The following is a 14,178-nucleotide window of genomic DNA, read 5'->3' as shown; positions in this document are numbered from 1 at the left end:
TCTTCAAACTGTGTCAACGTCGTCTTGCCGTAGATATGGTTACTGACTTCGTCAGTCAGTCTTATCTACAACCCCAAAGCAGTGCTTTGAGCAACCTGCGGCTAGTATCCTAGTTTGCTCTTTGATTTTCATTGAGTATAATCAGTTTAGACTTGCTTGCTAGGAACTAGGGATTTGATAAGAATATCAAGATAAGAAAAAACAGCCGAGGGTAATCCTTTCGGCTGTTTTTGAGGGGGAAAACTAAAGTGTAATGCTGTTGCTTTTAGAGATTTTCATGAACAAGAGCAAGGAACCTACTGTTAGAACAGTGAGGATAGTTGACAAGGCTGCGGCTACACCGTAATTTCCTCTGAGAACTTCTGTATAAATGGCTACAGTCATTGTTCTTGTTTTGACATTGTAGAGGAGGATAGAAGTAGAGAGTTCTGAAATCATTGTGACCCAAGATAAGATGGCTCCAGAAATAATACCAGATAGCATCATTGGAGTTGTAATCTTGGCAAAGGTATTGAGACGGCTACTTCCTAAGCTTTCAGCGGCTTCTTCAATACTTGGTGCTATTTGTTGCAAGCTAGCAACAGATGAGCGAATAGTATAAGGCAATCTTCTGACAGATAGGGACATAATCAGGATGAAAGCTGTCCCAGTAATCATAAGAAATCCACTTCCAAATAGACCGGTATTGAAGGAAGAAATGAAGGCAATCCCTAGAACGGTTCCTGGTACAATATAAGGAACCATACTGAGGCTGTCAATTAAGTTTGTAAACAAATTCCGTTTTCTAACGGCTAGGTAGGAGATAAATGTTGCAAATAGAACAACTAGAACTAAGGCAATCAAAGGGATACGAATGGTATTGAAAATAGCAGAGCCCATACGAGTGAAAGCTACCTTGTAACTGTTTAGAGAATAACCTTTGACAAATACCATACCTGATGTTTTTAGAAAAGAAGTATAAATCAAGTAAATTTGAGGTAAAACAGAGATAAAGATAATTCCGTAGACTGTTGCATAAATGGCAGCCATTTTTCCTTTTGTAGTTTTTTTAGGCTCAATTGGATGGAGCGAATTCATGCTGAAACTGTAGCGATTTGCAATGTGTTTTTGGATAAGGAAAATTGCCAAGGCAATGATAATCGCCATAATTGCTAAAGCAGATGCAAAAGCAGAATTTCCTCCAACCTCGCTAATGAATTGGGTATAAATCAAGACGGGGAAAGTCCGATACCCTTCACCAATCAACATAGGCGTTCCAAAGTCTGAGAATGCTCTCATAAATACAAGTAGGGCAGCAGCTAGTAAGGTTGGAACTAGGAGAGGTAAAATGACCGTTACGATACGCTTAAATCCGAAGGACCCCATACTTTCAGCTGCTTCAAGTAGAGAATTGTCAATACTCTTCATTGTCCCAGCAACGTATAGAAATACCAGTGGGAATAGTTGCAGTGTAAAGACAAGTACAATTCCTTTGAATCCATAAATATCGATAGCTGGAAGATGAAGGGAATTTGTCAGGAATTTAGTAATGACCCCGTTTCGTCCCAGTAAGAGAATCCAGGAGTAGGCTCCCACAAAAGGAGCTGACATGGAAGCAATGATAATCAATATTTGTAGAAATTTCTTCCCCTTGAAGTCATACATAGAGAAGAGATAAGCTAATAGGGTTCCTACGACTAAGGAAGTGACAGTAGCGGTAATGGAAACCTTGAAACTGTTAACAAGTGTCTCAGAGTAGTAGGCTTTACTAAAGAAAGTGACAAAATTAGCTAGTGAGAATTGACCTTCATGTATGAGTGCTTGCTTGAGCACGGTAACGATAGGATAAACGAGAAAGACAAGATAGGTAAGAAAGATGAAGAAAGAGGAGGCTGTCCAAATATTTAGTTTTTTACGTTCCATGGTTGACTCCTTTTATCAGGTTTTGTGAACCATCTGCAGAAAAGACGTTTAATTTTTGAGTATTGATTCGTAGGCGAATACGATCGCCTTTTTGTAGATCTTCTTCAAAAGTTGATTCTTCGCTAACTTGAATTTTTGAGGCAAACCCTGTTTCGATGAAGTATTCAGTATTCAGTCCAAGATAGACGCTATCGCTAATAGTTCCTTCAATATCTCCAGATTCATCTTTGATAAACTCTTCAGGACGAATGCTTACATGAATGGCTTGCTCCTCAGCATGATCAAGGGCTGGCATTCGAAGGGCATAGCCATCTGAAAATACGATATAAGCGCCGTCGCTCCGTTTTTCAAGAGTGGCGGGGATAATATTTGTGCGTCCGATAAAGGTTGCTACAAACTCATTAGCTGGTTTATGATAGAGTTCTTTTGGCCGACCGATTTGTTGGATGACTCCGTCTTTCATAACAGCAATTTGGTCTGAAATAGCCATAGCTTCTTCTTGGTCGTGGGTCACATAAACAGTTGTAATTCCTACTTCGTGTTGGATTTCTCGAATGGCTTGACGCATATCCAAGCGAAGTTTGGCATCCAGATTACTAAGTGGCTCGTCCATGAGGAGAACACTTGGATTAACCGCTAAGGCACGTGCCAAGGCGACACGTTGTTGTTGTCCACCACTGAGTTTATCGGGCTTTCGATCCGCATATTGAGCAATTTGCATGAGTTCAAGATATTTATTGGTCTGTTGAATCAATTCTTCTTTTGGAACCTTCTTTTGCTTAAGACCAAAAGCAACATTATCTCGAACAGTCAAATGTGGGAAAATAGCGTAGTTTTGAAAAACCATCCCGATATTGCGTTTGCTGGGTTCCATATTATTGATTTTTGTATCATCGAAGTAAAATTCTCCGCCTTCGATACTGTTGAAACCTGCAATCATACGAAGAAGAGTCGTTTTCCCACAACCTGAAGGTCCAAGAAGGGTAAAGAGACTTCCTTTTGGAATTGTAATGTTCAAATTCTCAATAACAGGGACATCGTGGTAGATTTTTTTGGCGTTGATAATTTTGATCTCACTCATAGTGAACCTCTTTTACTGTTTAGATTGGATATCTGTAAAGACTTCGTTGTATTTCTTAACGATATCTGATTTATTCTTGATGACATAATCATAATCTTCAGTGAGTGTTTTGATTTTGTCAATTGGTTTCATATTTTCGCTTGTTTTGGCATTTTTACGAACAGGACGGTTAGTAGTGGTTGTACCAAGTGTATCTTGTACTTCTTGAGAGATAATAAAATCGATAAATTTCTTGGCATTTTCCATATTTTTCGCTTTTTTAACGATAGCAGCACTAGCAGGTAGGAAGACGGTTCCTTCTTTTGGATAGACTACCTTAATGTTAGCTCCGTCATTTAAGAGTTTAACTGCTGGATCTTCATAAGAGAGACCAACAGCCATTTCTCCGTCAGCGACTGCTTTATAGACACCAGATGAACTTGAACCGATTTTCCCATCAATAAGTGTGAAGAGATCTTTTACATAAGACCAGGCTTTATCGTCTTTGTAACCACCTTGAGCTTGTAGCATATTTGTTAATTGAGCAAAGGCGCTAGAAGAGTTTGCTGGGTCAGCAGTTGCAATTTTTCCTTTTAGTTCAGGTTTGAGAAGGTCGCTATATCCTTCGATGTTCATGCCTTTTGTTAAATCAGGATTGACGATTAAAACACTACCATCTAGTGTATAAGGTGTAGAGTAGCCAGTTGTGTTTTGATATTCTTTGATAACATTATCATTTTCTTTTGAAGTATAGTTTTCAAAGAGTTCTCCGTGGGTAGCATATTGTGTATAAGAACCACCAAAGATGACATCAGCTACAGGAGCTTCTTTTTCTGACTCTAGTTTTTTGAAAAGTTCTCCAGTACCAGCTTGAATCAGTTCTACTTTGATACCATATTTTTCTTCAAAGGCAGGAATAGTTGCTCCGATTAAGCCCTCTGAGTTTGGTGAATAAACGACTAGCGAACCGCCGTCTCCTTTATCAGATGAATCGCCATCGGCAGATTCATTAGAAGAACAAGCAGCAAGACCAAAAAGAGCTAGTCCGCAAGCAGCATAATACATCCATTTCTTTTTCATGATGGATACCTCCGTTGTGTTATTTAAGTTTATTTTAAAACAATGTAAGCGTTTTAAAAACCGACAATTCTATTCTATTAGAGTAAAATTCTCTACAAAAAGAAGAATAGCTTATTTTACTATTCTTCCGAGTGATTTCAATTCCTTTGGAGAAATATGGAGATACTTTTTAAAAACTTTGGCAAAATATTTATAGTCTGAAAATCCAACTTGATCAGAAATGTCGCTTAGAGGGGAGTTGGGAGATTCAGCTATCTTCTCTATAGCTTGTTTCAGACGATATTGTAAGATATATTCATTTAGAGTCATGGGGAAGTCTTCTTTGATAACTTTATATAGATAGCTTTCGCTATAGTTTAAAGCTTCAGCAATAGTCGCAATCGTAAAATGCTCTGCATAATGCTTGTGGACAAAGGAAATAATTTGTTGAATGATTTGGTTTTGTGTATCAACCTGTTGGATAGAGGTGAGTAAAGTTTGATATTCTTCTAAAAAAGGAGTTTCTTGATAGGTGCTACCTTGTAATCGCAAAACAATGTTTTGAAGACATTCTGTCAATTCCTTGGTATCAATTGGCTTGGATAAGAAATCAACTGCTCCATATTGCATGGCTTTTTTGGCATTTTGAAAATCGTTATAACCTGATAAGATAACTTTTTCATAGGGAAGGGTACGAGTGGCTTCGAACATCATAAAAGCATCCATAATTGGCATTGTGATGTCTGTTAAGACAATATGAGGTTCTTTTTCTTGGATGAGTTTCATTCCCTCTTGACCGTGACTGGCAGTTCCTACGACTTGGATACCCAAGGCAGAGTAGTCTACGGCAATCTCTAGCCATTTTCGGATGAGGTGTTCATCCTCTACGATAATGAGCTTAAACATGAGTTAGTCCTTTCGTTACAAATTTGACCCAAGTTTCTCCTTGGCGATTGACTCCTAGATCTAGCTGGACATCAGAAAAGAAATTGCTCAATCGTTTGTAGCTGTTCACGATGCCATGCTGGGTATGAGGGCTTTCTAAAGAGTCTAAAATAGCGAGTCGCTCTTGTTTTGTGAGTCCTCCGGCGTTATCCTTGACTAAAAAAGTCAGAGAATCTGTTTCCAAGGTAATTTGGATATCTATATGAAGATCAATACGGTATTGCATCCCATATTTTATAGCATTTTCTACTAAAGGAAGCAAGAAAAGTTTAGGAATAGGTTGATTATCAACAGTTTCTGGACAGACAATATCATAAGAAAAGTGCTCGAAACGAATCTTATGAATCATCAGGTAATCCTCTATAATCTTTAAATCTTGGCAAATGGTTGTTTCTTTTTCTAAATCGGTGATACTGTAGCGAAGAATGCGCGTGAGGTTTTGAATCAGGTCTTGTGTGAGAGCGGCATCCATTAAAGAAGTGATTTTAATCGTCTCAAGTGTATTGTAGAGAAAATGAGGATTGAACTGAGCTTCCAGCATTTTTCTTTCAAAAATCCACTTTTCTTTTTCTATGGTCAACATTTTTTGATGAAGTTGATCTAATTCGTACAACATATTGTTTATTTTTTCTGCCATAAACTCAAACTCATCACCTGTTTGTAGAGAAAGCCTTTTTTCTGCTTGTTTAGGAATTTCTTGAAGTTGGTAAACCAAACTTTCAATGGGAACAGCGTTGTGTGTAGCAATCTTATGAGCAATTCGTCTCGCTTGCCAGAAGTAGAGGAAGAATATACATAAGGTGAGGACGGAGGCTAGACCGAGTAAGCTAGGAATGGGAAAGAAGGATTGAAAAGTATAGATTGAAAAAATAGCACCGACTTTTTCTTTTTGAACAATAAGCGGTTCATTCGCATACCAGTGGGTGCGAGAGTGTAGGAGTTTTTCATCCAATTTTTCCAGAGTGGAACGAGTAAACTGATTTGTATTGTTGGAAAACATATTTCCAAAGCTATCGGTAATGATGTATTTGGAATTGATCATTGGGAAACTTGAGATGAAATCATTCTCATTTACGAAAGCAATAGTATAGGCCTTAACTCGTTGGTTTTGAAGTAGTGGTTTGATAAAGAGTGTGTAATGTTGCTTATCTGAAGAGAGTGCAATTTTTTCTGTCACTTTATCTTGAGAAGGATTTTGAATGAGCAGTTTTAGATAGTAGGGAGATAAAATACTTTCTTGATGATTTCGATTGGTACTAAATAGTAATTCACCTGTATCACTTAGGATAATGAGGTCAGAACTAAGCTTCAATCTAGCTTTTGTCTCGTAAAATAAGCTAAAGACTTCTCGCTCTGTGTGTTTGCCGTCCAAAAATTCAGGAATCATTTTATGGTTCATAGTAGTCAGGAGCTCATTATTGGCTTCTTTCATTTCTTGAACCTGTTTTACAATCTGTCTCGTGTCTTTGGAGAGTTGTTGCTTTTGTAAAAAATAGGAAAAACCAAAAAGTAAAATGAGCAGTAAAAGAGAGGTCATAAAGGCTGCGATAGAGCTTCTATGGAGAATTTCTTTTTGGAGAGATTTTTTAAAGGAATGAGACATCTGCTACCTCCTTGGAAGGGTTTTCTGTTATAAGTATAGCAGTTTAAAAATTTTAGAGCAAGGTAAAATAGAAAAGGTTTGGCTAAAATTTTTTAGCTAAACCTTTTGAGAAGTTAAGTATGTATTATAGATGCTTGTTATCTGCAAATAGCTAGAGCATTTCAAGGAAATAAACTAGAAATAACAATTAATATGATGGTTCAGAAATACCTTTTGATAATCAATAAGATCTTCGGGATGAAGTGCGTTGACTCCATCCATTTCATATTTCCGATTTAATAAACGATATTTGTTTTCACCAAATTGATGAAAAGGGAGTAGTTGAACTTGGTCGATATTTAATGAGTTAAATAGAGTAGCGAATTCTTCTGCATCCTCTAAACTATTGTTAAAATCAGGAATAACCGGGATTCTTAAAACGATAGTTTTATGTTGAGAAAAAGCATAATGAATGTTTTTAATAATCATTTGATTAAAAACCCCAGTCACTTTTTTATGTTTTATAGAATTATAATGTTTTAGGTCTGTGTAGATAAAATCCACATATTGGATTAAATCAACAAATTTTTCATGATCAACAAAGGCAGTAGTTTCAATGGCAGTGTGTATGTGATGTTCTTTAGCTGACTTTAAGATGGCTTTAGCAAATTCAAACTGAGCAAATATTTCACCCCCTGATAAAGTTAAACCTCCACCGGATTCTTCGTAAAATTCTTTATCTTTTAATACCTCTGTAATAATTTCTTCTACAGTTTTTTCTTCACCTACTAAAGTGAATTTCTCTCGTTGAGCATCTTTCATTTTTTCAGGTTTCATTCTTTGAGATTCAGGATTAGAACACCATGGACAGCGCAGAGGGCATCCTTTTAAAAAAACAGTTGTACGAATACCCGGACCGTCATGAATTGAAAAGTGTTGAATATTAAAAATAATTCCTTTAGATATTTCCATAAGAGTTCCTCCTCTTTATAATTCTATCCTATCACAAAAACGAAAGAAAAACAATTACGAACGAAAGTTTAATTTGTTGTTTTTTGCTTTTTATTTTGGTAGAATAAAACGGAGGTGTAAAATGAAAAGATTGGAACAAATTATTAAATTAGTATCAGAATATGAAAAGATTGATGTTAATACATTATCGGAAAAATTAAATGTATCAAAAGTAACGATTAGAAAAGATTTAGATAAATTAGAGTCAAAAGGCTTATTACACAGAGAGCATGGATATGCTGTATTAAATAGTGGAGATGACTTAAATGTACGCTTGTCAATTAATTATGAAATCAAGAGAAAAATTGTTCAAGAAGCAGTAAAATTAGTATCAGATAATGAAACAATAATGATAGAATCTGGTTCAACCTGTGCTTTACTTGCTGAGGAAATTTGCAAGCAAAAAAGAAATGTTACGATTGTAACAAATTCATTTTTTATAGCAAATTTTGTGAGAGCTTATGATTCATGTCGTATTATTGTTCTTGGTGGAGAGTTTCAGAAGGATTCACAGGTTACTGTGGGACCTTTATTAAAAGAAATGATACAGACTTTTCATGTGCATCAAGCTTTTGTTGGGACAGATGGTTACGATAAAGAGATGGGCTTTACAGGAAAAGATTTAATGCGCAGTGAGGTAGTTCAATATATTTCAGCAGCGTCGGATAAAGTCATTGTCCTAACTGACTCAAGTAAATTTGATAAAAGGGGTATAGTAAGAAGATTTGCTTTAAGTCAAGTCTATGAAGTAATAACAGACGAAAAACTTTCTAAACAAAATATAGCTACATTAGAAAATGCTGGGATAATGGTTAAGGTAGTTTCGTAAGAGGTTAAGTGTATGAATCAAGATAGGAATAAACTGCTCTCTAAAATTGCTTATCTGTATTATATTGAAAACTTAAATCAGTCACAAATAGCAGCAAAATTAGGAATTTATAGAACCTCTATTAGTAGAATGTTAACAGAAGCAAGGAATGCAGGAATTGTTAAAATTGAAATAGAGAATTTTGATACCAATATGTTTAAGTTGGAAAATTATGTAAAAGAAAAGTATGGTCTGGAAAGTTTAGAAATTATTCCAAACGAATTTGATGATAATCTAACAATTTTATCTGAAAGAATTTCTCAAGTTGCAGCAGGTGTCCTTAGGAATTTAATTGATGATAATATGAAAATTGGCTTTTCTTGGGGGAAAAGTTTAAGTAATTTAGTAGATTTAATTCACAGCAAAAGTGTCCGAAATGTTCACTTCTATCCTCTAGCAGGTGGTCCTAGTCATATACACGCTAAATACCATGTGAATACACTGATTTATGAAATGTCTAGAAAATTTCATGGAGAGTGTACATTTATGAATGCAACAATTGTGCAAGAAAATAAATTGTTAGCAGATGGTATTTTGCAATCAAGATATTTTGAAGATTTGAAAAACAGTTGGAAAGATTTAGATATAGTTGTGGTTGGGATTGGTGATTTTAGTAATAAAGGAAAACATCAATGGTTAGACATGCTTACAGAGGATGACTTTAAAGAATTGACAAAAGTTAAAACTGTAGGGGAAATTTGTTGTCGATTCTTTGATTCAAAAGGTAAAGAAGTTTATGAGAACTTACAGGAAAGAACGATAGCAATCTCTTTGGAAGATTTAAAAAATATTCCTCAAAGTTTAGCTGTTGCTTATGGTGATACGAAAGTATCTGCGATTCTTTCTGTCTTGCGTGCTAATCTAGTAAATCATCTGATTACAGATAAAAATACAATTTTAAAAGTTTTAGAAGAAGATGGTGATTTTTCTTTTCGAAATATTTTATGAGAGTGAAAATGATAGACTGATATCAGTTTATCGTTTTTTCTTTTTTCTTTTTAGTTGATTGCACATTTGTGCTTATATAAATAAAAATTGTTTATTTGTTGTTTTTAGATTGACAAGTTTATTATGTAGTTGTATTCTATAGTTACAAAAGAAAATTTTAAAATTTCAAATGAAAAAAGCTTTTTACATAGTGAAATGAGGAGGAATTTATGGAAATGATTGTTCCAGATCAAATTATCATGGGTTTAATTTTATATGCTGGCGATGCGAAACAACATATTTATAAAGCGTTAGATTATATAAAAAACGGTACATGTGAACGATGTGAAGAAGAAATCCAGTTAGCTGATGCAGCTTTATTAGAAGCCCATAATCTACAAACAAAATTCTTGGCCCAGGAAGCGTCTGGTACAAAGACAGAAATAACAGCTCTCTTTGTTCATTCACAAGATCATCTCATGACTAGTATGACGGAGATTAATTTAATCAAAGAAATTATTAGTTTGAGAAAAGAACTTCAAAAAAAATAATACTAGAGTATTGTCATTGTTATTAACATAGAGGAGGAAAATATAATGGTGAAGATTGGTTTGTTTTGTGCAGCAGGATTTTCTACTGGTATGCTTGTAAATAATATGAAAATTGCAGCGCAATCTAGTGGAGTTGAAGCAGAAATAGAGGCGTTTTCTCAGTCTAAATTAGCTGATTATGCCCCAAATATAGATGTCGCACTATTGGGACCGCAAGTTGCTTATACATTAGATAAGTCAAAAGAAATTTGTGATAAGTGTAATGTTCCGATAGCTGTTATTCCGATGATGGACTATGGTATGTTAGATGGGAAAAAAGTATTAGATTTGGCCCTATCTTTGATTAGTGGGTAAGAAAAGGAGTTTTATTATGGCAAAGATGGATGTTCAGAAAATCATTGCACCAATGATGAAATTTGTGAATATGCGTGGTATTATAGCTCTAAAAGATGGTATGTTAGCAATTTTGCCATTGACAGTAGTTGGTAGTTTATTCTTGATTATGGGACAATTGCCATTTGAAGGATTAAACAAGAGCATTGCTAGTGTATTTGGAGCAAATTGGACAGAGCCGTTTATGCAAGTCTATTCAGGAACTTTTGCGATTATGGGTCTAATTTCTTGTTTTTCAATTGCCTATTCTTATGCTAAGAATAGCGGAGTAGAGGCTTTGCCAGCTGGGGTTCTATCTGTATCTGCATTCTTTATTTTGCTAAGATCATCTTATATCCCTAAACAAGGTGAGGCAATTGGGGATGCTATTAGTAAAGTTTGGTTTGGAGGTCAAGGAATTATCGGTGCTATCATTATAGGTTTGGTAGTAGGAAGTATTTATACCTTCTTTATAAAGAGAAAAATTGTTATTAAGATGCCAGAACAAGTTCCACAAGCTATTGCCAAACAGTTTGAAGCAATGATTCCAGCATTTGTAATTTTCTTACTTTCTATGATTGTATATATTTTAGCGAGCTCATTGACTAATGGCGGAACATTCATAGAAATGATTTATTCTGCTATTCAAGTTCCATTGCAAGGTTTAACTGGATCTTTGTATGGTGCAATTGGAATTGCATTCTTTATATCATTTTTATGGTGGTTTGGTGTCCATGGACAATCGGTAGTAAATGGAGTAGTGACAGCTCTGCTTTTATCTAATCTTGATGCTAATAAAGCTATGTTAGCCTCTGGTAATCTATCATTAGAAAATGGAGCACATATTGTTACCCAACAGTTTTTAGATTCATTTTTAATTCTATCTGGTTCAGGGATTACGTTTGGTCTTGTAGTTGCGATGCTTTTTGCAGCAAAATCGAAACAGTACCAAGCGTTAGGTAAAGTAGCAGCCTTTCCAGCAATATTTAACGTAAATGAGCCAGTTGTATTTGGATTTCCAATTGTTATGAATCCAGTTATGTTTGTACCTTTCATTCTTGTTCCTGTACTTGCAGCTGTGATAGTATATGGAGCTATTGCAACAGGTTTCATGCAGCCATTTTCAGGAGTTACATTACCTTGGAGCACCCCAGCTATTATATCAGGATTTATGGTTGGTGGATGGCAAGGAGTTATTACTCAGCTGGTGATATTAGCGATGTCTACATTAGTTTATTTCCCATTCTTTAAAGTACAGGATCGTTTAGCTTATCAGAATGAAGCATGATAATTCTAAAAAAACATTTGTGTATTGTCATTAAACACACACATTTGTGCTAAAAATTAGAGAGTTAAAGTTTTTCTAGTTAAAAGCTTGAAATTCTCTAAAAAATCAGGTATTATATTTTCGAAAGAAACAAAAATATTTTCGAAAGAAAGGTGCTTACGATGGTAAATACAGAAGTAGCAAGAACAACAATCAAGACAGAATATTTTGGCAGCCTTACTGAAAGGATGAACAAATATCGAGAAGATGTTTTAAATAAAAAACCTTATATTGATGCTGAAAGAGCAGTTTTAGCAACACGCGCTTATGATCGATATAAGGAACAACCTAATGTCCTAAAACGCGCCTATATGCTCAAAGAAATTTTGGAAAATATGACTATCTATATCGAAGAAGAATCTATGATTGCGGGAAATCAAGCTTCTTCCAATAAAGATGCTCCTATTTTTCCAGAATATACGCTAGAATTTGTTCTCAATGAGTTGGATCTTTTTGAAAAGCGTGATGGAGATGTTTTCTATATTACTGAAGAAACAAAAGAACAACTTAGAAGTATTGCTCCGTTTTGGGAAAATAATAATTTACGTGCGAGAGCTGGTGCCTTATTACCTGAAGAAGTGTCTGTTTATATGGAAACAGGATTCTTCGGTATGGAAGGTAAGATGAATTCTGGAGATGCTCACTTAGCAGTTAACTATCAGAAATTGTTGCAATTTGGTTTAAGAGGTTTTGAAGAGCGGGCTCGTAAATCGAAAGCAGCGCTAGATTTAACAGATCCAGCAAGTATTGATAAATATCATTTTTACGACTCTATATTTATCGTAATCGATGCTATTAAAGTATATGCAAATCGCTTTGTTGCTCTTGCTAAAAGTTTAGCCGAAAATGCAAATCCTAAACGTAAGAAAGAATTACTTGAGATTGCAGATATTTGCTCTCGAGTCCCATATGAGCCGGCAACTACTTTTGCAGAAGCTATTCAATCAGTCTGGTTTATTCAATGTATTTTACAAATTGAATCTAATGGCCACTCTCTTTCATATGGCCGTTTTGATCAATATATGTATCCATATATGAAGGCTGATTTAGAAAGTGGTAAAGAAACAGAAGATAGCATTGTTGAACGTCTAACAAATCTTTGGATTAAGACAATTACAATTAATAAGGTTCGCAGTCAAGCACATACATTTTCTTCAGCAGGAAGTCCTTTATATCAAAATGTTACAATTGGTGGACAGACTCGAGATAAGAAGGATGCTGTTAACCCATTATCTTATTTGGTATTAAAATCAGTTGCACAAACCCATCTACCGCAACCTAATCTAACTGTACGTTACCATGCAGGTTTAGATGCTCGTTTCATGAATGAGTGTATTGAAGTGATGAAACTTGGTTTTGGTATGCCTGCATTTAATAATGATGAGATTATTATTCCTTCTTTTATTGCAAAAGGAGTATTGGAAGATGATGCTTATGATTACAGTGCCATTGGATGTGTTGAAACGGCAGTTCCAGGGAAATGGGGCTATCGTTGCACAGGTATGAGTTATATGAACTTCCCTAAGGTTCTACTTATCACGATGAATGATGGAATTGATCCGGCTTCGGGTAAACGGTTTGCACCAAGCTTTGGTCATTTTAAGGATATGAAGAACTTTTCTGAATTAGAAAATGCTTGGGATAAAACACTAAGATATTTGACACGAATGAGTGTTATTGTTGAAAATTCTATTGATTTATCATTGGAACGAGAAGTTCCTGATATTCTATGTTCAGCATTGACTGATGATTGTATTGGTCGTGGAAAACACCTGAAAGAAGGTGGAGCAGTATATGATTATATATCAGGTTTGCAAGTTGGAATTGCAAATTTGTCGGATTCATTAGCTGCAATTAAAAAATTGGTATTTGAGGAAGAACGTATAAGCCCAAGTCAGCTTTGGCATGCACTGGAAACAGATTATGCCGGAGAAGAAGGTAAGGTCATTCAAGAAATGTTGATTCATGATGCACCTAAGTACGGTAATGATGATGATTATGCTGACAAATTGGTTACTGCTGCTTATGACATTTATGTTGATGAAATTGCTAAATATCCTAATACACGTTATGGAAGAGGACCTATTGGAGGAATTCGTTATTCAGGAACATCTTCTATCTCAGCCAACGTAGGACAGGGACGTGGAACATTAGCAACGCCAGATGGACGCAACGCGGGTACACCGTTAGCAGAGGGTTGTTCACCATCACATAATATGGATCAACACGGCCCTACATCTGTTTTAAAATCTGTTTCAAAATTACCAACAGATGAAATCGTAGGTGGGGTTCTCTTAAATCAGAAAGTAAATCCTCAAACCTTAGCCAAAGAAGAAGATAAATTAAAACTAATTGCTTTGTTACGAACATTCTTTAATCGTTTACATGGGTACCATATTCAATACAATGTTGTTTCCAGAGAGACGTTGATTGACGCTCAGAAACATCCTGAAAAACACAGAGACTTAATTGTTCGTGTTGCAGGATACTCTGCATTCTTCAATGTTCTTTCTAAGGCAACCCAAGATGATATTATAGGACGTACTGAGCATACTTTGTAAAATAAAGAGGTTC

At 35.4% G+C, this 14,178-nt stretch carries 12 protein-coding genes; 6 read left to right on the top strand and 6 right to left on the bottom strand.

Annotated elements, in window-relative coordinates; genetic code table 11:
• Nucleotides 1-243: 243 nt before the first annotated feature.
• From HT711_RS05025 to HT711_RS05000, 6 genes are all read right to left on the bottom strand, one after another.
• A complete protein-coding gene (locus HT711_RS05025) occupies nucleotides 244-1,902 on the bottom strand; it encodes an iron ABC transporter permease (RefSeq protein WP_173249798.1) in 1,659 nt (552 codons plus the stop codon).
• On the bottom strand, nucleotides 1,892-2,983 hold the full coding sequence (locus tag HT711_RS05020) for an ABC transporter ATP-binding protein (RefSeq protein WP_061438662.1): 1,092 nt from the start codon (nucleotides 2,981-2,983) through the stop codon (nucleotides 1,892-1,894). Before HT711_RS05020 ends, HT711_RS05025 begins: the two co-directional genes overlap by 11 nt.
• Nucleotides 2,984-2,995: 12 nt before the next feature.
• Complete coding sequence (locus tag HT711_RS05015; RefSeq protein ID WP_023946787.1) at nucleotides 2,996-4,042, bottom strand: ABC transporter substrate-binding protein; 1,047 nt, start codon at nucleotides 4,040-4,042, stop codon at nucleotides 2,996-2,998.
• A gap of 111 nt (nucleotides 4,043-4,153) precedes the next feature.
• Complete coding sequence (locus HT711_RS05010; RefSeq protein WP_173249797.1) at nucleotides 4,154-4,927, bottom strand: response regulator; 774 nt, start codon at nucleotides 4,925-4,927, stop codon at nucleotides 4,154-4,156.
• Nucleotides 4,920-6,569: a histidine kinase gene (locus HT711_RS05005; RefSeq protein ID WP_173249796.1), complete on the bottom strand. Its 1,650-nt coding sequence runs from the start codon at nucleotides 6,567-6,569 to the stop codon at nucleotides 4,920-4,922. The genes HT711_RS05010 and HT711_RS05005 overlap by 8 nt, the downstream gene beginning before the upstream one ends.
• 174 nt (nucleotides 6,570-6,743) lie before the next feature.
• A complete protein-coding gene (locus tag HT711_RS05000; RefSeq protein ID WP_000406173.1) occupies nucleotides 6,744-7,520 on the bottom strand; it encodes a glycyl-radical enzyme activating protein in 777 nt (258 codons plus the stop codon).
• Between the two features lie 121 nt (nucleotides 7,521-7,641).
• Here HT711_RS05000 and HT711_RS04995 point away from each other — a divergent pair, with 121 nt between their 5' ends.
• The 6 genes from HT711_RS04995 to HT711_RS04970 all read left to right on the top strand — a co-directional run bounded on the left by HT711_RS04995 (nucleotide 7,642) and on the right by HT711_RS04970 (nucleotide 14,165).
• Nucleotides 7,642-8,388, top strand: a complete 747-nt coding sequence (locus HT711_RS04995; RefSeq protein WP_061388975.1) for a DeoR/GlpR family DNA-binding transcription regulator — start codon at nucleotides 7,642-7,644, stop codon at nucleotides 8,386-8,388.
• 12 nt (nucleotides 8,389-8,400) lie between these two features.
• Nucleotides 8,401-9,375, top strand: coding sequence for a sugar-binding transcriptional regulator (locus HT711_RS04990; protein WP_173249795.1), 975 nt, complete (start codon nucleotides 8,401-8,403; stop codon nucleotides 9,373-9,375).
• 209 nt (nucleotides 9,376-9,584) lie between these two features.
• The gene (locus tag HT711_RS04985) at nucleotides 9,585-9,905 is read left to right on the top strand and encodes a PTS lactose/cellobiose transporter subunit IIA (protein ID WP_173213320.1); all 321 of its coding nucleotides are present in this window, start codon (nucleotides 9,585-9,587) and stop codon (nucleotides 9,903-9,905) included.
• Between the two features lie 45 nt (nucleotides 9,906-9,950).
• Complete coding sequence (locus HT711_RS04980) at nucleotides 9,951-10,259, top strand: PTS sugar transporter subunit IIB (RefSeq protein WP_173213322.1); 309 nt, start codon at nucleotides 9,951-9,953, stop codon at nucleotides 10,257-10,259.
• Nucleotides 10,260-10,275: 16 nt separating this feature from the next.
• Entirely contained in the window at nucleotides 10,276-11,565 is a 1,290-nt protein-coding gene (locus HT711_RS04975; RefSeq protein WP_153210277.1) for a PTS sugar transporter subunit IIC, read from the top strand.
• A 161-nt stretch (nucleotides 11,566-11,726) separates the two neighbouring features.
• A complete protein-coding gene (locus HT711_RS04970; protein ID WP_173249794.1) occupies nucleotides 11,727-14,165 on the top strand; it encodes a glycyl radical protein in 2,439 nt (812 codons plus the stop codon).
• Nucleotides 14,166-14,178: the final 13 nt, after the last annotated feature.

It is taken from the genome of Streptococcus sp. 1032 (genome assembly GCF_013277015.1).
Taxonomy (GTDB): Bacteria; Bacillota; Bacilli; order Lactobacillales; family Streptococcaceae; genus Streptococcus.
Note: the sequence above shows the minus strand (reverse complement) of the source record. Positions and strands in the feature narration are given on the sequence as shown.